The organism is Chryseobacterium sp. POL2 (assembly GCF_011058315.1).
Lineage (GTDB): Bacteria > Bacteroidota > Bacteroidia > Flavobacteriales > Weeksellaceae > Soonwooa.
Genome location: NZ_CP049298.1, coordinates 3,222,628 through 3,243,462 on the forward strand (window position 1 = coordinate 3,222,628; position 20,835 = coordinate 3,243,462).

At 35.7% G+C, this 20,835-nt stretch carries 19 protein-coding genes; 9 read left to right on the plus strand and 10 right to left on the minus strand.

All coding sequences use genetic code 11. From position 1 onward, the window contains the following. Positions 1 to 206 precede the first annotated feature (206 nt). Positions 207 to 2,732, plus strand: a complete 2,526-nt coding sequence (locus tag G6R40_RS14935) for a TonB-dependent receptor domain-containing protein (protein ID WP_165137377.1) — start codon at positions 207 to 209, stop codon at positions 2,730 to 2,732. A 22-nt stretch (positions 2,733 to 2,754) separates the two neighbouring features. Further along, positions 2,755 to 3,939, plus strand: a complete 1,185-nt coding sequence (locus G6R40_RS14940) for a hypothetical protein (RefSeq protein WP_165137380.1) — start codon at positions 2,755 to 2,757, stop codon at positions 3,937 to 3,939. Positions 3,940 to 4,237: 298 nt separating this feature from the next. Here G6R40_RS14940 and G6R40_RS14945 read toward each other — a convergent pair whose 3' ends face one another. Further along, positions 4,238 to 5,383: a cystathionine gamma-synthase gene (locus tag G6R40_RS14945; RefSeq protein ID WP_165137383.1), complete on the minus strand. Its 1,146-nt coding sequence runs from the start codon at positions 5,381 to 5,383 to the stop codon at positions 4,238 to 4,240. A 147-nt stretch (positions 5,384 to 5,530) separates the two neighbouring features. Here G6R40_RS14945 and G6R40_RS14950 point away from each other — a divergent pair, with 147 nt between their 5' ends. Beyond that, positions 5,531 to 6,994, plus strand: coding sequence for a T9SS type A sorting domain-containing protein (locus G6R40_RS14950; RefSeq protein ID WP_165137386.1), 1,464 nt, complete (start codon positions 5,531 to 5,533; stop codon positions 6,992 to 6,994). Positions 6,995 to 7,052: 58 nt separating this feature from the next. Here the strand turns inward: G6R40_RS14950 and gldC are convergent, their stop codons facing one another. Together gldC and G6R40_RS14960 are read right to left on the minus strand one after the other, a co-directional pair. Then, complete coding sequence (gene gldC, locus G6R40_RS14955) at positions 7,053 to 7,379, minus strand: gliding motility protein GldC (RefSeq protein ID WP_079668241.1); 327 nt, start codon at positions 7,377 to 7,379, stop codon at positions 7,053 to 7,055. Positions 7,380 to 7,388: 9 nt separating this feature from the next. Next, complete coding sequence (locus tag G6R40_RS14960) at positions 7,389 to 8,384, minus strand: gliding motility protein GldB (RefSeq protein ID WP_165137389.1); 996 nt, start codon at positions 8,382 to 8,384, stop codon at positions 7,389 to 7,391. A gap of 112 nt (positions 8,385 to 8,496) precedes the next feature. Between G6R40_RS14960 and G6R40_RS14965 the strand changes: the two genes are divergently transcribed. From G6R40_RS14965 to G6R40_RS14990, 6 genes are read left to right on the plus strand one after another with little or no spacing between them, the layout of a single operon-like run. Beyond that, positions 8,497 to 9,045 carry a GNAT family N-acetyltransferase gene (locus G6R40_RS14965; RefSeq protein ID WP_228455876.1) on the plus strand — a complete coding sequence of 183 codons (549 nt, stop codon included), beginning with the start codon at positions 8,497 to 8,499 and terminating at the stop codon, positions 9,043 to 9,045. 10 nt (positions 9,046 to 9,055) lie between these two features. After that, positions 9,056 to 9,847 carry an NAD(+) synthase gene (gene nadE / locus G6R40_RS14970; RefSeq protein WP_165137392.1) on the plus strand — a complete coding sequence of 264 codons (792 nt, stop codon included), beginning with the start codon at positions 9,056 to 9,058 and terminating at the stop codon, positions 9,845 to 9,847. A gap of 9 nt (positions 9,848 to 9,856) precedes the next feature. After that, the gene (locus G6R40_RS14975; protein ID WP_228455877.1) at positions 9,857 to 10,426 is read left to right on the plus strand and encodes a ribonuclease domain-containing protein; all 570 of its coding nucleotides are present in this window, start codon (positions 9,857 to 9,859) and stop codon (positions 10,424 to 10,426) included. Between the two features lie 3 nt (positions 10,427 to 10,429). Then, complete coding sequence (locus G6R40_RS14980; RefSeq protein WP_165137395.1) at positions 10,430 to 10,750, plus strand: barstar family protein; 321 nt, start codon at positions 10,430 to 10,432, stop codon at positions 10,748 to 10,750. Position 10,751: 1 nt separating this feature from the next. Further along, entirely contained in the window at positions 10,752 to 11,195 is a 444-nt protein-coding gene (locus tag G6R40_RS14985; RefSeq protein ID WP_165137398.1) for a GNAT family N-acetyltransferase, read from the plus strand. Between the two features lie 8 nt (positions 11,196 to 11,203). Next, on the plus strand, positions 11,204 to 11,707 hold the full coding sequence (locus G6R40_RS14990) for a DinB family protein (RefSeq protein WP_165137401.1): 504 nt from the start codon (positions 11,204 to 11,206) through the stop codon (positions 11,705 to 11,707). Positions 11,708 to 11,709: 2 nt separating this feature from the next. On the opposite strand, the gene G6R40_RS14995 is transcribed toward G6R40_RS14990, so the two are convergent. From G6R40_RS14995 to G6R40_RS15025, 7 genes are all read right to left on the minus strand, one after another. After that, complete coding sequence (locus G6R40_RS14995; protein WP_165137404.1) at positions 11,710 to 12,282, minus strand: ACP phosphodiesterase; 573 nt, start codon at positions 12,280 to 12,282, stop codon at positions 11,710 to 11,712. Between the two features lie 62 nt (positions 12,283 to 12,344). Next, positions 12,345 to 12,923: a transposase gene (locus tag G6R40_RS15000; protein WP_185670494.1), complete on the minus strand. Its 579-nt coding sequence runs from the start codon at positions 12,921 to 12,923 to the stop codon at positions 12,345 to 12,347. Between the two features lie 340 nt (positions 12,924 to 13,263). Further along, entirely contained in the window at positions 13,264 to 14,610 is a 1,347-nt protein-coding gene (radA, locus tag G6R40_RS15005) for a DNA repair protein RadA (protein WP_165137407.1), read from the minus strand. A 223-nt stretch (positions 14,611 to 14,833) separates the two neighbouring features. Then, a complete protein-coding gene (locus G6R40_RS15010) occupies positions 14,834 to 17,596 on the minus strand; it encodes a M4 family metallopeptidase (protein ID WP_165137410.1) in 2,763 nt (920 codons plus the stop codon). A gap of 310 nt (positions 17,597 to 17,906) precedes the next feature. After that, on the minus strand, positions 17,907 to 19,349 hold the full coding sequence (locus tag G6R40_RS15015; protein ID WP_165137413.1) for an aminoacyl-histidine dipeptidase: 1,443 nt from the start codon (positions 19,347 to 19,349) through the stop codon (positions 17,907 to 17,909). Positions 19,350 to 19,501: 152 nt separating this feature from the next. Continuing rightward, positions 19,502 to 20,155, minus strand: coding sequence for a LuxR C-terminal-related transcriptional regulator (locus G6R40_RS15020; RefSeq protein ID WP_165137416.1), 654 nt, complete (start codon positions 20,153 to 20,155; stop codon positions 19,502 to 19,504). A gap of 132 nt (positions 20,156 to 20,287) precedes the next feature. Then, complete coding sequence (locus tag G6R40_RS15025) at positions 20,288 to 20,701, minus strand: acyl-CoA thioesterase (protein WP_165137419.1); 414 nt, start codon at positions 20,699 to 20,701, stop codon at positions 20,288 to 20,290. Between the last annotated feature and the right edge of the window lie 134 nt (positions 20,702 to 20,835).

Consider the following 20,835-nt stretch of genomic DNA (forward strand, 5'->3'; position numbering starts at 1 on the left):
AATTCTTGTTGGTGTCTTAATTTTTGACGCTTCAAATTTAATTATAAATGAACGGAAGTTTACCATTTATTCAGATGTTAAAACTAATTTAACATAATATCTATTTTCTTAAAGTTTTTTTTAAGTTTAATTAAAAAAATCAATACGATTTCTTCTCCTATACTTTGTTTCCTTTGTCAACGAAGAAAAAAAGTAAGAAAGTAAAAATGAAAATTAACAAACTAAGCATCGGTGTTTTATTCCTATTTGGAGCAACAACAACGATACTAGCACAACAAAACAACGACACGATAAAGTCTACGAAAGCTATCGAAGGTGTCATCATCCAAGGAAGTAACAAAAAAGGTAAAGAATCTAACCTCATCAATCTGCAAAGAAAATCTGCTGAAGTTATTGAGAATGTAGGGTCTGAACAGTTGAAAAAACAAGGCGTAGGCGATGTTGCTACCGCAGTTACCAAAGCGACAAGTACTGTAAAACAAGAAGGCAGCAACACGATTGCTGTAAGAGGTTTGATCGATCGTTACAATACGACAACACTTAATAACCTTCCGATTCCTTCTGATGATCCAGAGAATAAAAATATTGATTTAGGTCTTTTAAAAACAGATATTATTGACCTTATTGCTTTAGAAAAAGTCTATAACCCAAGAATAATTGGCGACTTTGGCGGGGCTAATATTAATATCGTTTCAAAAGAACATACAGGAAAAGCTTATGTAGGATTTAATCTTGGAAGCGGTTACAACGCACAGAATGCGAAGGCAGATAATTTTTACACGCAAGAAGGTTTAAATTATTTCGGAACCAAATTACCAAAAATCCCTGCGAATGCTTTAACTGCTTATAATTTCAAATCGAGTTGGAATTTTAAAGATGCTTTTGGTCCATCCATCTTGATGCCGCTTAATACCAATATGAGTTTGGATGGCGGGAAATCCTTCAAAATTGGATCAGGAAGACTTAACCTTTATGCCTATGCAGGATTTGATAATGATTTCAGTTATTTAACAGGGAAGCAAGGTAGTTATGCTTCAGAGATTTTTTATCAAGATTATAATAAAGTTCAAAAATTCAATTACGGAACCAACACTACAGGATTGCTGAATTTGTACTACAGAATCAACGCCAACCATCAATTGAAATGGATTACCTATTACACCCATTCAACTTTACAAGAAGCCAAGATCTACGAAGGTTTTTCCAGAGATATTGCGGAAAACGGCGGCGCGTACGTAAGACGTGGCGAAAACAAAATTACAAATGTCTTGGTCAATCAGTTGGGTGGAGATCACAAGTTAACGGATAAATGGAGTCTTAACTGGATTGCGGGTTACAATTATCTTAACAGCCAACGCCCTGACAGAATTACCAACACATTGGTGCAAAATCCGGAAACAGGCATGTATTCTGTAACTAGAGAATCTGGCCTTAACAACCGATACTTCGATGATTTGGATGATAAAGAAATATCAGGGAATTTAACTTTGTCTTATAAATTAAATGATGATTTTAAAATCTCCGCAGGTTACCAAGGACGTTACAAAAAAAGGACGTTCTTCTCAAAACAAGTGGACTTCAAATGGAATAATGAAGTAGCTGGCTTTACTGCAGAAGTTGAAGATCCTAACAATTTGGATCAAATATTCAATGCTTATAATTATTCTAAAAATTATTTCAGAATCACAAGTAACTTTGGAGATGCAGGCGTTTTGAAACCTGTATTGTATAACGGAAAGCAAAACATTACGTCAGGATTTGCCAATTTGGATTACAAACTTTCTGATAAATTAATGATGCAATTCGGGCTAAGATTGGACAATATCTACCAATATATCGAGTGGCAAGTACAATATGCAACGCCGACCAACAATGGCGAATATACTTATAACAAAATTTTACCAGCTTTAAATCTTAAATACAGCCTTACCGATAGACAAAACTTGAGATTAGCAGTTTCCAGAACTTATACATTACCGCAACTGAAAGAGATGGCGCCGTATATGTACAATGATATTACAGAAACATCCATCGGAAACCCATATCTAAAAGCTTCGGATAACAACAACATCGATTTGAAATGGGAATATTTTCCAAAATCTGGAGAAGTATTGTCTATAACAGGTTTCGGAAAATACATCCAGAATCCTATTTCGAAAACTTATATCAACAGTTCAGACCCATTTTTCTCTTATCTTAATGCTGGCGACTGGGCGTATGTCTTTGGGGTGGAAGCAGAGATTAGAAAAGATATTGTAAACTTTGGAAAATCAAAACTATACACTTTCCTTAACGCCAGTTACATGAGTTCTAAAGCTGAGCTTAACAACGATAAAGTTCTGAAAGAAACAAAAGGTCTATACTCAGTAAACTTCGATGTTAAAGAAGACAAATTACAAGGTGCTGCAGATTTTGTCGCCAATGCCAACCTTGGGTACAATCACAAATTCTATACAGGGAGTGATATGGATCTTACCTTAGCCTATTCTTATGTTGGCAATTACGTATATTCTATCAGTACGCAGACTATCGGTAACATCATCCAAAAGCCAATACATAGTTTGGATTTTATTGCGAAACTCAATTTCAAAAACAATGTAACTGTGGGATTAGCAGCCAAAAATCTGATTAATCCGGAGATTCGTAGAGTTCAGGAAAATAAAATCAATTCAGAAACATATAATTTCCAAAAAGGCAGAATTTTCAGTCTAAGTCTAGGATATAAATTTTAATTAAATCTAATAAATCAATAAAATGAAAAAATTGTTCTCAAGTGCATTGGTACTTTGCACATTAAGTTTAACAACTGTAGGTGTTTTTAACTCATGTTCGTCGAACGAGGATACAACGATTACGCCTAATCCTGGTAACGTTACTATTGACCCAAATAACTTTACCGTAACATTAAATTCTGGTGACAAATTGGTTCTGGATGCGAAAACAGTTTATCACATGAAAGGTAAAGTTATCGTAAATGCTGGTGCAGAATTGGTAATTCCTGCAGGTACGAGAATCCTTTGTTCTGGTGGGACAGACACTTATCTTGCAGTAGCACAAGGTGGAAAATTATTCTCTAATGGTACAGTGGCTAATCCAGTAGTGTTCACTTCTGGTAATGCATCGCCAGCAAAAGCAGATTGGGGCGGTATCGTATTGGCTGGTAAAGCACCAATTAATGCTGGTGCAAGTGCAACTTCAGAAGTGGCCAACCTTACCTATGGTGGTACAGTTGCTGATGATAGCAATGGCGCTATTACTTATACACAAATCAGATGGGCAGGTGCACGATTCAATGCTTCTAAAGAATATAACGGATTATCACTTTTCGGTGTGGGTAGCGGAACAAAAATCGATGGCGTTGCAGTATTAGATGGTGCAGATGATGGTATCGAATTTTTTGGAGGTACTGTTAACGTTAGCAATATCATTTCAATTAATAACGATGACGATGCTTTTGACTGGACAGAAGGTTGGACAGGGACGGCAACCAATGTTTATGCTAAAAGAAACTCTGCAACAGTAGGTAACAGAGGTATAGAAGCGGATAACAATTCTAACAACAACAGCGCGAATCCAATGTCGAATCCAACGATTAAAAATGCAACCTTCATTGGCTATACAACAACAGATAATGAGGGGGCAGGGACCAATCTTTTCAGAGTAGGGACCAACGCAACGCTTGATAATATCGTGTTCTCGGGCTGGGCAACAGCCATTACGATTCAGCATGATGTAACCATTGCTAATCTTGTAGGTAAAAACAAATTCACGAACATTAGATTTGACAATGTCGGTGAAAAAGCAGTGAGCATTGCTTCTGCATCAGGATCTACAGCACAACCAGTAGCGGCTGGCACTTATACAGAAAATACTTCTGCAACGGGTGCAGGTAGTGTTTTAGAATTGCCAACTTGGGCTAAAACGTGGAGTGGATTGTAAGCTTTTTTTCTTCATATTACTTTTAAAAAAGATCCCGAATCGATTTATCGATTCGGGATTTGTTTTTTGAGATGATAAGAAGCCCTTGGTTTTTAGTTAACAAATTAATGTATTAAAAACATCAAGCTAATATTCAAAAAACACCTTGATGTTTTGGATAAATTATCAAGGTGTTTTTGGTAAAATGTTTAGACCTTTTGCAACCGCCTTTCAGAAGGGCTTTTGCCATGCTCTTGTTTTAAGCTGTTATTTCAAGATTTTTTACAAGTCTTACAAGCTTAATTTCTGTAAAGTTGGCTTATGCCTCAAAAGCTTTTTCTAAGTCAGCTATTAGATCTTCGATGTCTTCGATGCCGGCACTTAGGCGGATAAGGTCATCGGTAATGCCCAGTTCGGTACGCTTTTCCGCAGGGATAGATGCATGTGTCATCATCGCAGGATGATTGGCTAAAGATTCTACACCACCCAAAGATTCTGCTAGAGTGAAGACTTTTAAGTTTTCTAAAAACTTAACCGCTTCTTCTTTTTTTCCTGATTTAAAAGTGAAAGACACCATACCTCCAAATTCACCCATTTGCTTTTTCGCCAACTCAAATTGTGGATGACTTGTCAAACCTGGGTAGAATACTTGGTCAACGGCAGGATGATTTGCTAAATATTCTGCTACTTTTTGTCCATTTTCGCTGTGACGTTGCATTCTTAGAGATAATGTTTTAATTCCTCTTAAAACTAAATAGGAGTCGTGTGGTCCCAAAATTCCACCACTGGCAAATTGGATGAAGTGTAGTTGCTCGCCCAATTCTGGCGTTTTTGCAATTAATGCACCTGCCACAACATCAGAATGTCCACCCAGATATTTGGTGGCGGAGTGCATCACGATGTCTGCGCCCAAGTCCAAAGGTCTTTGGATATAAGGTGTTGCAAAGGTATTGTCAACCGCTACTAAAATATTTTTTCCTTTTACCAAATCGGTTACCGCTTTTATGTCAACCAATTTCATCAATGGATTGGTAGGCGTTTCTAACCAAATTAATTTTGTTTTGTCGGTGATGTATTGTTCGATATTGTTAACATCATCAAAATTTACAAAAGTGAATTTTATTTGATATTTATCAAACAATCTCGTGAACATTCTGTAGGTTCCGCCGTACAAATCGTCAACAGCAATCACCTCGTCACCAGGGCTTAATAATTTTAAGACACAGTCAATCGCGGCTAATCCAGAACCGAATGCCAAACCTCTTGCGCCATTTTCGATACTTGCCAAGGCATCTTCCAGAGCCTGTCTTGTCGGGTTGGCACCTCTAGAATATTCGTAGCCCGCACGCAATTGTCCTGGACTTTTTTGTGCAAATGTTGAGGTTAAAAATACAGGGACATTTACCGATCCTGTGTGTGGTTCGTGTTGTTGACCACCATGTATAACTTTTGTATTGAATTTCATTTTTAAATAAATTAAAGAGCAAAGATAATCATATTTATAAAGTTGTTTGTTTTTGTTAAATTTTAATATTTTATATAAAAAACCTTTTATTTCTCAATGATAAAACGATATATTTACGACTTACATAAATAAATCAAAATAATAGTTATGAAAAGAACTTTACTGACATTGGCTCTTTTGTGCGCCACATTTGGATTCTCTCAACTTAATGACGGAAAGATCCCAAATCAGCTGCCAGAGGGCTATGTTGTAAAAACAGTGCAAGAGCCTGTTTTTCTTAAAAATCTACCAACAACCAATTGGATCGACTTTGCCGACACAAGTTGGTATAACGCTGCCCAAACAGATTTCGAAATAGCAACAGCTGCAGAACTAGCTGGTTTGGCAAAGCTTGTATTTGACGGTAATAATTTCCTAGGAAAGAATATTACACTAACACAAGATGTTGACTTATCGACACATCTTTGGTCACCTATTGGTTATAACAATCAAAAAGCATTTTCTGGAAATTTTGATGGTACTGGCAAAACAGTGAAAAATGTACAAGTCAATCGTTCCGATAACGGAAATTTTGTTGGGCTATTCGGACAGTTTTTTAAAGCCAAGCTTAAAAATTTAAACTTAGATGGTGCCAAAATCTTTGGAAAAGATACTGTTGGTGCTATGATTGGGAATATCTCGACAGACAGTTATGTAGAAAATTGTCATGCGAAAAATGTTGAAATAGTTGCAACTGGTGGCAATGTTGGTGGATTTTCGGGGGGTATTTTAATTAATTCAGAAGTTAAAAACTGTTCTGCAAAAGGCAGTGTTTCGGGTATTAACCAAATCGGAGGATTCACAGGCTCGTCATGGGATAAAACAAAAATTTCTAATTGTTATAGTGAAGGAAGTGTAGAAGGCGAATATATCGTTGGCGGTTTCAATGGTTTTGTAACCTTTGCATTTGTACCAAACAGAAATAACGAAATGATCAACTGTTATAGCCGTGCAAATGTGGTAGCAACATCCTTTTTAGCTGGTGGATTTCTTGGATACACGCAACAAAATGCGATTTTCAAAAATGTATATTCTACAGGGACAGTTGAGGCTCCGCAAGAATTTGGAGGATTCCTAGGCGCCGTGGGGAACACAACAGTTACAAATGCTTTTTTTGATTCTACTATCGCACCAATAGATGGCGTAGGCAAGTTTGATTTTGATGTGTTAGAGCTGGATATTACAGGCAAATCTACTGCTGATATGAAAACTTCGGATTTCAAAAATCTATTGAACGAAGCTGCTGCAGAAGGCGTTTGGTCGATAGATGCTAGCATTAATGATGGTTATCCATATCTTAATACTATTAATATGTTGGCTGTTAATGATAATGTTAAATCAATGTCGGATATTCGTATTTATCCAAGTATGGTTGAGGCAGAACTTAATATTTCGACTGATGCTAAGCTTCTTTCTTTGGAAATTATTGATATGTCAGGCAAAACCCTGAAATCCAGTTCCGGAAAAGAGATTCAAAAAACAATGAATGTTTCGTCTTTACAGAAAGGCGTTTATATGATTAATATTAAAACCGATAAAGATTCTAAAACGCTTAAGTTTATTAAAAAATAAATGTGCAAATATTAATATAAAAGTTCGGCGACAAATATATTTGTCGCCGAACTTATTATTACATCTTAATAGCAGACTTCACTGCAAATTCTTCTGCAACTTCGCCGAGCCATTCGGCAACATCATCTTCGCCCGTTGCGCGTTGATAGGTGTGGCCTAGCGAAACAAGTATCTGGTGGAAAAATTGTTTCATGTGATCCACTTGCATATCTTTTGTCCAAAGGTCAATACGAAGTGCTTCTTTAGCATTGTCGTCCCAAACCGAAATCATAGTTGCTTTTGTCTCTTGTGCGTTAACGCCGCCATCTTCGGCATTCCAAGTCATTTTTTCAGGAACATGATTTTCGTCTAGTTCGACATTTATCGTTATTTGGGTCTTTCTCATTGTATATAATTATTTAATTTCTTTAGGTTTATAGCCAGAAGCGTTGAATATTTCGGTGGCATTTTTTTTCAAAAACTCAGGGATTTTTACATTTGGATTTTTAGCTAAATAGTCGCGGCAAATTTGCCAGCCAATCCACACACCAACTTGTGGCGAACTCTCGTTGTCAATTTCGGTATAGAATTTTGAAAACGGCCCAGGCTGTATAAATCGAGAAGCCAACTCTGGATCAGAATTAAAAAGATAATCGTTCTCTACAAAGTAATTCCAAATGTTAAACTCGTTAGCGATATTCCATTCTTCCTGCTCTTTGGTATAATTCATTTTTAAAAAATCGGGCGTGTCGGGTAGAAAAATATCTTGCAAAATCTGGATTTTCCCATTGTACACCAACTCGTCTATGAATTTCTGCTCCGTAGGGCGTCGTTGCACCATTTGTTCTGCAAAAGATAAAGATACTTTCGGGACAATATTACTAGGATTCATGGATTTCTGAATGTAAAAATCAATTCCACTGTAGGCTTTATTTTTATCACCCATAAAAGCAGAAATGTCGATGAATAGAAAGTTTTCTTCGGGTTTATAAAAAATAGGATTCAGAATGCTATCGTAATAAACTGCGGTTGAATAAAGAAAAACTTTTGGCGCTTTGAAGCTTGGAAAATAAGTTTTGATGTGCGAAAATAGATTGGCTAAATCTTTATTAAGCTTGTTAACATCAATTTTGGAAATCGCTTCTTTGTAGATGGCAACTTCATGTTCATCCTTTCTTCTTTCCGCAAAATCCTTATCAGCCACACTACCTTGGAACCAAGGATATTCTTTTTTGAAATCTTCCAAAGGATAGTTTTCGTCATAGAATTTTCCAGAAATGTCAACCATGTCAACCTTCGCGATAGGATTTTTAACCTCAACTTCCCACTGCGGTTTTTCAGTTTCTTTTTTACAAGAATTGGTCATTATAACCAATGCCAAAACCGACAGACTTGCTATTATTTTTTTCATGCAAACATTCATTTATAAATTTCTTTTAAAAATTAAAGCTTCTCCCAAGTCTGCTCGGAAAATTATCTTTAATTTTACCTTAGAAATTCAAACTACAAAAATAAGAATTTTAATGATGCTCAAAGCCTTCGAAACCGAAAGATTATTACTAAGACCTTTAGAAGAATCTGATGCTGCCCGACTGTTTCTGTTGGATAGCAATCCCGAAGTCATGAAATATGTTGGCGTGGATACTTTGTCCAAAGAAGAAGAATCTCTGGAAGTTATCCGAATGATCAGAAAACAATATGATGATTTCGGAGTTGGGCGCTACGCGGTTGTTGAGAAAAATACAGGACTTCTTATCGGTTGGTCTGGTCTTAAATTTAATAATAACAGCGTTAATGAGCATCAAGATTTTTATGAGTTGGGTTATCGTTTTCTACCAGAATATTGGGGAAAAGGCTATGCTAGCGAATCTGCCGTTGCTTTTATAAAAGCTTTTTTTACAGTTTTAAAGAAAGGAAATCTCTACGCTTATGCCCATTCGGAAAATGAGGCTTCCAAGCATGTTCTTCGCAAACTTGGTTTTAATGAAATAGGGACATTCGACGAGCCAGACGGAAAATGCTTTTGGTACGAGATGACGCCTGCGGATTTCAAAATTCAATATTTTAAATAAATTTAAATTCATGCAATCAGAAAAAATAATAGATTACATTGTTAACTGGCTAAAACATTATGCCCAAAAATCTGGAATGAAAGGTTTTGTTATCGGTATTTCTGGCGGAATAGATTCTGCCGTTGTATCGAAATTAGCCGCGAAAACCGGAATGAAAACTTTGCTCTTGGAAATGCCAATTCACCAAAAAGAAGATCAAGTCAATCGTGCGCAAGATCACATCCAGAATTTGACATCTCAATTCTCGAATGTTGAAGCTTTTCGTGTGGATTTGACGCCGACTTTTGATGTTTTTCACAATACCGTTGACGTTGCTGATGCCGATTTTCCTGCTGAACAATTGGCTTTAGCTAATTCGCGCGCGCGTCTTAGAATGCTGACTTTGTATTATTATGGACAAATTCATGGACTTTTGGTAACGGGAACAGGAAACAAAGTTGAGGATTTTGGCGTTGGATTTTTTACAAAATATGGCGACGGCGGCGTTGACATTTCGCCGATTGCAGATTTGTACAAAACCCAAGTTTATGAATTGGCAAAACATCTGGACATTATCGAAAGTATCCAAAAAGCCGTCCCGACAGATGGACTTTGGGAAGTTGAAAGAACAGATGAACAGCAGATTGGTGCAACATATCCAGAACTAGAATGGGCGATGGAGCAGAATCAAAATTTAAAACCCGAAGATTTTGAAGGGCGTCAACGTGAAGTATTTGCCATTTACCAAAGAATGCATCGTGCAACTTTACATAAAATAAATCCAATTCCGGTTTGCGACATTCCAGAGGATTTAAAATCTTAATTTAACTGAATGAATCCAAAACTAAAAACATTTCTATTCTTTATAATTGGAGCTTTTGCAGGCATCACGACGATGTATTTGATAAAGCCACCACAATCTTACGATAAAAACGAAACGGTAAAAACTGAACAACAACAACAAAAAGTTGGTGTTAATCAAAAAGAAATTAAAAATCAGTTTCAGAAATATCAAAAATCTGATGCCGATTCGTTAAGCCAGGCGGAAGAATTTGCCTATAAAGATAAATCGATTGATGATTTGACGGAAGAAAAATTAGTCATCGATTATCTAAAAAAACACCACAAACTTCCACATTATTACATCATTAAAAAAGAAGCTAAAAAACAAGGCTGGGAGCCGAGCTCTGGTAATCTTTGTGATGTTTTGCCGGGACGAGCAATTGGTGGCGACAAGTTCAGTAACCGCGAGAAAAAACTGCCTTCCCGAAACGGAAGAATCTATTACGAAGCCGATGTTAACTACGACTGCGGACATCGCGATGCCGACCGACTGGTGTACAGCAATGATGGATTGATCTTCTTAACACACGACCATTATAAAACTTTTGAACAACGATAATTTATGGAAAATAATATATACATAGACTTTGTAGAACTTGGCGACTACGAAGACTTTTATGAAGTTTTAAAAACGAAATTGCCTTTGCCAGATTATTTTGGTGATAACCTTGATGCACTTTTCGATATTATTTCAGGAGAGTTAACAATGCCTTTACACATCGAATTTGTAAATTTAAGTGTGGATCAATTGGAAACTTTTGATGAGCTAATTACAACTTTGGAAGATGCAGAAGAAGAGGTGGAAGGTTTTACGTTTAGCTATTTTTTAGAACAGTTTGAGGATGATGAGGATGGCGATTTAGAAGACGATTTAACAGATTAATATGATAAGAAAAGCCCAATTAGACGATCTGGATCAACTGGTGATTTTGTTTAATAATTACAGAAAATTTTATGGAAAAGCTTCTGATATAGAGTCCGCAAAAGATTTTCTGAAAGCACGAATTTCTAAACAAGAATCCGTAATTTTTGTGGCAGAATATGAAGGTAATTTAAGAGGCTTTGTACAATTGTTTCCAATTTTTTCTTCTACAAGAATGAAAAAATATTGGTTGTTAAATGATCTTTTTGTTGATGAAAACTCTAGAGGACGTCAATTTTCTAAAGCCTTAATCGAAGCAGCCAAACAACTCTGCATTGATACAGAATCTTGCGGAATGCTTTTAGAAACTGGAAAAACGAACAATGTTGGAAATCGTTTATATCCAGCTTGCGGTTTCAAATTGTATGATGAGGTTAACTTTTATGAATGGACAAATCCCCAATAATATATAAAATGACAGATTTTGAAAAATACATTCAAGCTTATTTAGATCTTGTTCCTTCCGAAAATTGGATTGAAGAAATGGATTTTGCAGGAGCAAAAACTTTTGAGTTTTATAGTCAATTATCAGAAGAGCAAAGTCTTTTTGCGTATGATGAAGGCAAATGGTCGCTGAAAGAATTGTTGCAACATTTGATAGATACAGAAAGGGTTTTTAATTATCGTGCATTGACTTTCGCGCGCCAAGATAAAGTGGAGCTTCCTGGTTTTGATGAAGAATTATGGGCAAAAAATTCCGAAGCTAATGATCGCGCTTTGGAAAGTCTAATCGATGAATTTTCGTTTGTTAGAAAAGCAAATGTTTTATTTTTTGAAGGTCTTTCGGATGAGGCTTTGTCACAAACAGGTCTTGCCAACGGAAATTCGATACAAGTGGAAACCATAGGAAAACTGATTGTTGGACACAATATTCATCATCTTAATATTATCAAAGAGCGTTATGCGCCAAAAATGTAGGATTAATTGTTAACTTCAAAAGTTTTCAAATAAGCTTTAATATCGGGAAAGAAAATATCAAATTCATTCCCGATTTCTTTTTTGTTGTCCAAAAAAACTTGAAAAACAGGTAAATCTTTATCCAGATATTGTGCTTTGTTCAAGACATTCTGAATACTGAATTTGATGCCCCAGTCTTGTCGATAATTGTACAGCCAATTGTCTTCTTCCATTTTAATTAGCATTCTTTTAAAATTTTCAGGAAGCCATTCTTCGTGATCCCAAAGAGTTTTATAAACTTTTTTTGAATGCTCTAACAGTAGGTTTTCTTTCATGGAATGTGCAACATAAAAATCAAAAGCGACATCTACAAAAGCGCCAGCATATAATCTTACCAAGGGACTAAAGATCTTTTTTGCGGCAGAAACTGCGGGATGCGTATCTGTGAAACTGTCAATCGCACGATGTAGTTTTATTCCTTCCTGGATTTCTAAAGGGAAATTCTTGCGTTCATTGTTTTTAATGAAATCAGCAATCATATTACCCACGAGTTGCCCGTCGATAAAGGAAAAATAGGAATGTGCGAGGTAATTCATGGGCTTTTGTGTTCGTATTTGGAAGCGTTGTTAGGGCTCAAAGCCCTAACAACGCTCAGTAATTAATAATTTTTAAAGTTGAGATTAGCATAACTAAAATTTTCGATATCTTCAAATAAGGAAATGACTTTTTCTGTGTCTATAAGTAATGAGGTTTTATTTAAAATTTCTAAAAAAGAAGAATATGGGTAACTTATTATATCGTCTGAAATATTATGTTTTTTAGGATTGTTATGGATGTATTGAATGCTATTGATAAGATGATCTTGCGTTTTTAATAGTTTTCTTCGAAATGGCAATTCAAATAGTTTTCCTGTCCGAAGCTCTTGTTTGTTAATTGCTTGTGTATAGCTATTAAACGTATTTGAGAATTTTTGACTGATAATTTTCGAAATATCAAAAGACTCGTTGTTATTTTTCTGTCGAATTTCTTTTTCAGATTTTGTTTTAATAAGTAAGTGGAAGTGATTACTGGCTAAACAATATACATAAATTTCTGCTGTTGTAGAAATTTTTTCTTTTAATAACTTCAAAAAGTAAAAGTAATTTTTTGGCAAGAAAAAGATTTTTTCACCATTTATACCACGATTATAAATATGATAAAAAGAATCGGTGTCCAAAGGGTATACGTTTGTTTTCATCTTTTTTGTTTTGTGTTTTGGAAGCGTTGTTAGGGCTCAAAGCCCTAACAACGCTAGGTTTCAATAATCTCAATTAAACTCGTTGCGTATTTTAACTCATTGTATTTCATGAATACGAATAACGTGTTTGTTTATACTTATTTTCAGTATGCTATTGAATAATTTTTGTCTTGTTTTGCTTTTAAATTATCGCAATCTTAAACAAGGTTTTGTTGAAAAAAGTCCTTTTAAAGATAAACAACGGCACTTCGTTTTATATAAGTAATACTAAAATAATGAAATAATGATGATAATCAGTTAATTTTACTTTATTTCAAAATATACCATGGTTAAATTAAATTTAAAACAAAATATCTACAAAATCTTCAATCTTTCCAACTTCTTGAATTTTGATGCCAAATTTACGCTTCGGAATTTTATTTAAATTAGAAATAAAAATACATTCATAACCTAATTTTTCGGCTTCAGAAATACGCTGTTCCGCTTGTGGAATAGGGCGGATTTCACCACTTAAACCAATTTCTCCAGCAAAGCAAAACTTCTCCGAAATGGCGATGTCTTCATTGGATGATAAAATAGAAGCGATAACTGCCAAATCCAATGCAGGGTCATCGGTCTTGATGCCACCAGTAATATTGAGGAAAACGTCTTTGGCGCCTAATTGAAAACCAGCTCTTTTTTCTAATACTGCCAAAAGCATATTTAATCTTTTAGAGTCAAATCCCGTCGAGCTGCGCTGTGGCGTTCCATAAACCGCTGTGGAAACCAAAGCCTGAATTTCCAATAACATGGGGCGATTGCCTTCCAAAGTAACAGCCACCGAATTTCCAGAAAGTTCTTCAAATTTTTTGGTTATTAAAATTTCTGAAGGGTTTTTAATCTCTTTTAGACCTTGGGAAATCATTTCGTAAATTCCGATTTCTGCGGTGGAGCCAAAACGGTTTTTGTTGGCGCGAAGTAATCTGAACAAATGATTTCTGTCGCCATCGAAATTAAGAACGACATCTACCATGTGTTCCAAAACTTTTGGACCTGCAATTTGACCATCTTTGGTGATATGGCCAACCAAAAATACGGGTGTATTGGTTTCTTTCGCAAATTTGATGATTTCTCCAGAACATTCCCGAATTTGAGAAACTGTTCCTGGAGAACTTTCAATCATGCTAGAATGCAGTGTTTGTATGGAGTCGATGATGATAAAATCGGGTTTGAGTTTTTTTGCTTCGTGGAGAATTTTGTCCACAGAAGTTTCTGTAAAAAGATAACATTCGGGATTTTGTAAATCGGTAAGTCGGTCGGCGCGCATTTTGATTTGTGAGGCGCTTTCTTCCCCAGAAACATAAAATACTTTTTTGCGCATCTTGAGTGCCAGTTGGAGCAACAAAGTTGATTTTCCTATGCCTGGCTCGCCGCCGATAAGTGTGACAGAGCCTAAGACAATTCCGCCTCCTAGAACGCGGTTGAGTTCTTCACTAGGTGTAGAAATTCGGGGTTCTTCTTGTGCATTAACTTCGATAATGTTAATGATGTGTTGCTTTTTGTCACCTGAATAGTTTTTGGATGTTGATTTTTCAACAACTTCTTCAATAAGTGTATTCCATTCGCCACAATTTTTACATTGGCCGTGCCATTGTGGATATTGGCTGCCACAGTTTTGGCAGTAATAGACGGTTTTGAGTTTTGCCATTCTGTAAAGTTACTATCTAATTTTTTAAAATAAAATTTTCTTTTGTATCTTAAATCCCTAGCCCCGATGGAAGCGGCATCCTTTTGGGGTGGCGTGAGGCGGCGGAGCGTAGCGGAGCCGTCCGAGCGACACTCTAAAAGATAAAGCTGAGAGCGGGAAATAGCTCCTAATAAAAAACGGCAACCTAAGAAAGATTGCCGTAATTTTTTTAAATTATCAACTATTAGTTTTTGATAAATTTAAGATTTGATGTTTCGTCACCATTAGAAATTTTGATGACATAATTGCCAACTGGAAGCGGTTGTACATTGATGCTTTGGTTGCTGGCTTTACCAGAAAGTACCACTTGGCCACTTACATTTATAATTTGGTAAGATATCTCACCTGATTTTTTAGCTTGGATGTTGATAATATCTTTAACTGGGTTAGGGTAGATGTTGAAGGCATTGTTTTTGTTAATGTCAGAAACTGCCATGTTAGTTTCTACAAATTTCAAGGTGTAATCTTCAACTTGTCCGTATGTGAAAGACTCACAAGCTGTTGGTATCGCATTGAATTTCATCGATACTCTCATTCTCGTATTTTTATTAACGACTGCATTCGCAGGAACTTTTATTGAGCCAACAATAGGTGTTGTTGTTGATGCGGCCTTACTAAATGCTTGTTCTCCAGTGTCTGAGAAGTCTCCATCGGCATTCCAGTCAATATAAACAGCGTATCCTTCGTTATATGATGAACTTGTCCATTTTGGAGTAATTTTGATTTCGTAAGTTTTGCCTTGTTCTAATGTAGTGGAAATGTCTGTGAAATCTTCGTAACCAGCTGTTCCTGTACTTAGATTGTCTATGGTGTTAAATTGTACGCGATTAATTTTTTCGTCATTTGTATTAGAACTTGTTGATGTGCAATACTCTGCTTCGTCTGTAGTTGTTACAATAGCGATGTTGCTTGCTGCGGAGATGTTATTATAACCATCAATAGCTTTTACAGTAAAGCTATAAGTCGTAAGGCGTGTAAGTCCTGTAACATTGTAGGTCAATTGCGTGGTTGTTCTAGCAATCTCTGCACCATCTTTGTAAACGATATAGCCTGCCATATCGTTGTCATCTGTAGAAGCTCCCCAAGTTAGTTTTGCGCTGGTGCCTTTAATATTACTAGCTGCTAAATTAGTTGGAATTGTCGGTGGCGTCGTATCTGGTGTTGACAAATATTTTACCCCAATCCCAACAGCATAAAATGCGTCTTGCACAGCAATCATCTCTGCAGAGTTTTCTCCATACAATTCTTTCGCTACTTGAATTCCAAAGTCTCTCGTGTTTTTATAGTTTGAGTTAGCAGTAAGATAAGTCGTTTCTAGTTTGTAAACAATTTGTTCTGCTTTTTCCCAGCCAATACCTGTAACATTGTAAGGTTTTCCAAGATCGTTAGTTCCTGTTTTTCCCATTACAAGAATGTAAAACCAATGGTTAAGAACGCCACTGTTATAATGTACACCACAGTTATCATTGGTCCAGCTACTTGGCGTAATACATCCTTCTTCAACAGTTGCTGGATACCAATTGGTTCCTCTATAAGTGTCTGGTTGAGCGGATAATCCAGATTTTGGATTGCTCATTGATCTTAAATAATTAGGCGATGTTTTAACGATATCTTCTCCAATTAAAAAAGCTTGCTTTTCTGGTGCGTATTTGTGTTCTACAATTGCGCCCCAAATATCTGAAAAACCTTCGTTAAGTGCTCCTGACTCTCTTTGATATGCTAGATTGGCAGAATATTCGCAAACACCATGTCCCAATTCGTGTGCTGTAACATCGAATGCGGTTAAGGGTTTGAAAGTCGTTGCGCCATCTCCATAAATCATTTCGCTACCTGTCCATCCTGCATTTTCATAATTACTACCATAATGAACATAACTATTTAGTATAGCTCCCGCGTTGTTATAGCTATTGCGATTGAAAGTGTCTTTGAAGTAATCGTAAGTTTTTTCAACACCCCAATGTGCATCCAATGCAGCATTGTCAAAAGTGCTATTGTCGTGTTCCGCAGCAGTCCAATCGTTATTATTATCAACAAAATCTACGGCACTTCCTATGCTAGAGCTTTTTTTAAGATTTTTTGTAACAACGCCACCGCCACGTGTCGTATCGTTCAGAATATATTTACCACTATTGGTACCACTTGTAGCAAGTGTTGTTTCTATTTGACGAGAGCCACTATATCTTGTTGCCGCAGTTCCCGCAGCAAAAAGAATAGGTTGTGTAAAACTATCTTGAAGTTTGATAGGTTCTTCTTTAACGATGTTGTTGGTTGGAAGATTGTTATGCAAATTAGCATGTTTCATAATGGCATTATATCCTAAGATAGCACCACTAGAAGCATCTACATAGACCCAACCTCTGCTAATAGGCATAGCCGCATATATGTCAAATTTGTACGCTAATATCAATTTGTAATCACCATTTCCAGATGAAATTGGTAAAAGTACTTTTTGACCAACAGGTTTTTTGTATCCAGAAGATGCAGAATAGGCTTGGTCTTCCCACATATATGAGGAAGCGTTCACGTATTTTTTAGCTTTGTTAAAAGCCTGTTCTTCTGTTATTGAAATCTTAGTTTGTGCATCATCGGTTTTAAAAATTTCACCATTCATGCTGGTAAGCTCACCATTCTTGTAATGTAGATTATAAGAACCAAATTCAACAGGGATATTATCAAAATACATTTGGTATTTTTCATCTTTGAATTTTCCAGATTTGTCAACCTCTGTAGAAGTCAATTTCATACTGGTTTTAGATGATAAATTAAGATACTGTTGAAATAAATTTTGGGCTGTTACAGATGAAAGACCGTTTCCTGAACTAAAGCTTATTAAGCTGGGTGTTCCGTTATCGTGAAGAATTTTTTTACTGATATTATTCTGTGCATTCAAATTTGCAGATAGAAACAAAACACCAATAAAACCGAGACTAAGTAGATTTTTTCTCATTTTTTAATTATTTGTAAAGTGATTTATGGTCGCCGCAAATTAATAAAAAAATATGAGTTATATCATTAATGATTATTTTTTTTCAAAAAAGTTCAAGATTATCAAGTGGTTGTTGCAATAAAACTTTGTTTTTTACTATTTGCTTAGATTAATTAAAATCAATAAGGGGATGCTTTACATTCCTATTAGCTTTAGGAATTAAATATTCTTCTAATCGAAGTTTATCTCCTTATTTTAATTTTTTAAGCTGTGTTATTAGGAAGAATTGATAAAAAAAATCCCTTCTATTAAAAGGGATTTTATGTTAAAATTATTTCTTTTCAGGAATGTTTTGAAGAATGTCTTGCAAGAACTTCCAGAATTTTTGTAGCGAGGAAATACTTGCTCTTTCGTCTGGCGAGTGCGCACCTTTTATAGTAGGACCAAAACTTACCATTTCCATTTTTGGATAATTGGTGCCGATAATTCCACATTCCAAACCTGCATGACAAGCGACAACCATTGGTTTTGCACCGAAATTTTTTTCATAAATATCTGTCATAATTTGGATGATTTCTGCGCCAGGATTAGGTTTCCAACCAGGGTAACCTCCTGCTAGCTCTGTGGTTAATCCATTGCTTTCAAAAGAAGAAATCAACTGTTGGGCAACTTCTGTTTTTGTAGATTCTACAGAAGATCGCGTTAGGTTAAGGATTTTAACGGCGCCGTCTTTTACCTCGATTCTAGCAAGATTATTAGACGCCTCGACCAAGCCTTCAACATCTGGACTCATTCGGAAAACGCCGTTGTGTGCGGCATTTAGTGCAAAAATAATGCTTTTAGAATCTGCATTTGATAAAGCTTTTTCTGTAGTAGATGTTTTATTGATTTCGATGATTAAATCTTTTTCAATGCTTGCGAATTCTTCTAAAATGTTTGTTTTTAAATTTGATAAAACGACTTCAACATCTGATATATTTGAAACCTTAATGACTGCTTTGGCTTCTCTTGGAATGGCATTTCGTAATCCACCACCATCGATACTGTTAATTTGAACATCAAATTTTAATGTTTCAAATAAAAATCTTCCTAAAATCTTGTTAGCATTTCCAAAGCCTTTGTGAATATCCATTCCAGAATGTCCGCCTTGCAGACCTTTAATTTGGATTTCTAAGCTTTCACCTTTTACGTTTTCTGTTCCGAAGCTTGCAGTTGCAGTTATATCAACGCCTCCTGCACAGCCAATATCGATTTCGTCATCTTCTTCGGTATCTAAGTTTAAAAGGATATCGCCATGTAGCAAGCCACCTTTCAGGCCAAGTGCGCCAGTCATTCCGGTCTCTTCATCTATTGTGAAAAGTGCTTCCATTGCGGGATGCGGAATGTCGTTGCTTTCCAAAATTGTCATAATTGTTGCCACTCCAAGGCCATTGTCAGCACCAAGTGTCGTACCTTTTGCCCTAACCCAATCACCGTCAACATACATCTGGATGCCCTGCGTGTCAAAGTCAAAATCAACATCGCTATTTTTTTGACAAACCATATCAAGGTGCGATTGCATTACAATAGCTTGGCGGTTTTCCATGCCTTGTGATGCAGGTTTGCGGATAATAACGTTGCCAACTTCGTCAACCAATGTGTCTAATCCTAAATCTTCTCCGAATTTTTTGATGAATGCTATTACGCGTTCTTCCTTTTTGGAAGGACGCGGTACGGCGTTCAGCAATGCAAAATTCTTCCAAATATTTTTAGGTTCTATTTGTGAATATTCCATTATATAATTTTAAAAAAGCTAATTTACGGAAACTAATGTAGCTATTACTAGTTTTTGAATATTTTGATTCAAAAACTGGTTTTAAATGAGGATATTTATTTGGTTTAAATTTAAAATAAATCCTTCCTATTATTAATAAGAAGGATTTATTTCTAGTGTTCAATCAAATTATGCTGAATAGCAAAGCGTACAAGTCCAATAGAGTTTCTGATGTTTAACTTTTGAAAGATATGTCTTCTGTGGGTTTCAACAGTGTTAAAACTTATAAAAAGACGATCAGAAATCTCTTTGCTATTGCAACCTTCACAAATAAGTTGAATAACTTCTAATTCGCGATTGGTAATACTGTCGAGGATTTCGTTGAGGGGAAGATTCTTATGAGAATTAGGTGTGTTAAGTAAAGATTGCATGATTTTCTCTCTAAGCTCTTCGCCCACATATTCTTTACCGTTTTTAATACAAGTCAAAGCTTCCACAACGGCTTTGCTATCGTTGTGTTTTTCTACAAGACCATCTATTCCTATCTGGAATAAATCGGTAATTCTTTTGAGTTTGTTTTCTCCGGTAAGAATTAAAATTTTTGTGTTTTCCCGAAGTTTTTTGATGGATTTGATAAGGTCAGCAGAGTTTTCGTTTTCAAAAATAATTTCTGTAATGACCAGGTCTACGTCATTATTTTCTAGCCAATTACAAGCTTCTGACGAGGAATTTGTGTGACCAACTATTTCAAAGCCTTTTTTGCGGGTTAGCAACGAAACTAAGCCATCAATAACAATTTGATGTTGGTCGATAATGTAAATTTTCATTTGGTTTTTTTGGTTTTTAGTTTATATATATGGTTTTTGTGTTTATGGGGACATAATTTTATAAATTTTCTTAATTTTTAATCTTTCAAGGAGGTGCAAGTTAATGATTATTAATGATATTGGAAATAAAAACTACACATTTATCCATTTTTTTTCAATTAATTTCATCAAAAAATCAGGACATTTGATAATCTTATTATCATTGGCTCTCAAAAAAAATAATGTGGTGGAGGCTTCTGTTATTTTTTCATCGACATCATTATAAATTTCGTAGTCGAAAATAATTCTTACCCCAGGTTTTGTTTTTATACTGGTTTTTATATGTAGAATTTGGTCATAAAGAGCTGGTTTTAGATATTTAATTTTATATTCGGAAACGGGAAGAAAGATACCCATTTTTTCAATCTCATCATAAGATATTCCAAGTGAACGAAATAGCTCCACGCGTGCCACTTCGAAGTAGGTTGCATAGTTGCCATAATAGACGTAACGCATAGGGTCTGTTTCTGCGTAACGTACTCTTATTGAGGTGTTTGTGTGTATCATTTTAAGTCGATATTAATACATACAAATATATTTTTTAATAAGCAATAGAGCAAAAATTTTTTTTTATAAATTATAATTAGATATTTGTCTTCCCTATAAAAAAATGCCTAATCTGGTAAAAAGCAGCTCTGAAA

Excerpts from the sequence above, each read along its gene's own strand:
- G6R40_RS14980 (WP_165137395.1), top strand. The coding sequence starts at position 10,430 with ATGGAAAATAATATATACATAGACTTTGTAGAACTTGGCGACTACGAA.
- G6R40_RS15025 (WP_165137419.1), bottom strand. The coding sequence starts at position 20,701 with ATGATACACACAAACACCTCAATAAGAGTACGTTACGCAGAAACAGAC.
- gldC (WP_079668241.1), bottom strand. The coding sequence starts at position 7,379 with ATGAGAAAGACCCAAATAACGATAAATGTCGAACTAGACGAAAATCAT.
- G6R40_RS14960 (WP_165137389.1), bottom strand. The coding sequence starts at position 8,384 with ATGAAAAAAATAATAGCAAGTCTGTCGGTTTTGGCATTGGTTATAATG.
- G6R40_RS15020 (WP_165137416.1), bottom strand. The coding sequence starts at position 20,155 with ATGAAAATTTACATTATCGACCAACATCAAATTGTTATTGATGGCTTA.
- G6R40_RS15015 (WP_165137413.1), bottom strand. The coding sequence starts at position 19,349 with ATGGAATATTCACAAATAGAACCTAAAAATATTTGGAAGAATTTTGCA.
- G6R40_RS14995 (WP_165137404.1), bottom strand. The coding sequence starts at position 12,282 with ATGAATTACCTCGCACATTCCTATTTTTCCTTTATCGACGGGCAACTC.
- G6R40_RS14950 (WP_165137386.1), top strand. The coding sequence starts at position 5,531 with ATGAAAAGAACTTTACTGACATTGGCTCTTTTGTGCGCCACATTTGGA.
- G6R40_RS14965 (WP_228455876.1), top strand. The coding sequence starts at position 8,497 with ATGATGCTCAAAGCCTTCGAAACCGAAAGATTATTACTAAGACCTTTA.
- nadE (WP_165137392.1), top strand. The coding sequence starts at position 9,056 with ATGCAATCAGAAAAAATAATAGATTACATTGTTAACTGGCTAAAACAT.
- G6R40_RS14945 (WP_165137383.1), bottom strand. The coding sequence starts at position 5,383 with ATGAAATTCAATACAAAAGTTATACATGGTGGTCAACAACACGAACCA.
- G6R40_RS14990 (WP_165137401.1), top strand. The coding sequence starts at position 11,204 with ATGACAGATTTTGAAAAATACATTCAAGCTTATTTAGATCTTGTTCCT.
- G6R40_RS14940 (WP_165137380.1), top strand. The coding sequence starts at position 2,755 with ATGAAAAAATTGTTCTCAAGTGCATTGGTACTTTGCACATTAAGTTTA.
- G6R40_RS14975 (WP_228455877.1), top strand. The coding sequence starts at position 9,857 with ATGAATCCAAAACTAAAAACATTTCTATTCTTTATAATTGGAGCTTTT.
- G6R40_RS15010 (WP_165137410.1), bottom strand. The coding sequence starts at position 17,596 with ATGAGAAAAAATCTACTTAGTCTCGGTTTTATTGGTGTTTTGTTTCTA.
- radA (WP_165137407.1), bottom strand. The coding sequence starts at position 14,610 with ATGGCAAAACTCAAAACCGTCTATTACTGCCAAAACTGTGGCAGCCAA.
- G6R40_RS14935 (WP_165137377.1), top strand. The coding sequence starts at position 207 with ATGAAAATTAACAAACTAAGCATCGGTGTTTTATTCCTATTTGGAGCA.
- G6R40_RS15000 (WP_185670494.1), bottom strand. The coding sequence starts at position 12,923 with ATGAAAACAAACGTATACCCTTTGGACACCGATTCTTTTTATCATATT.
- G6R40_RS14985 (WP_165137398.1), top strand. The coding sequence starts at position 10,752 with ATGATAAGAAAAGCCCAATTAGACGATCTGGATCAACTGGTGATTTTG.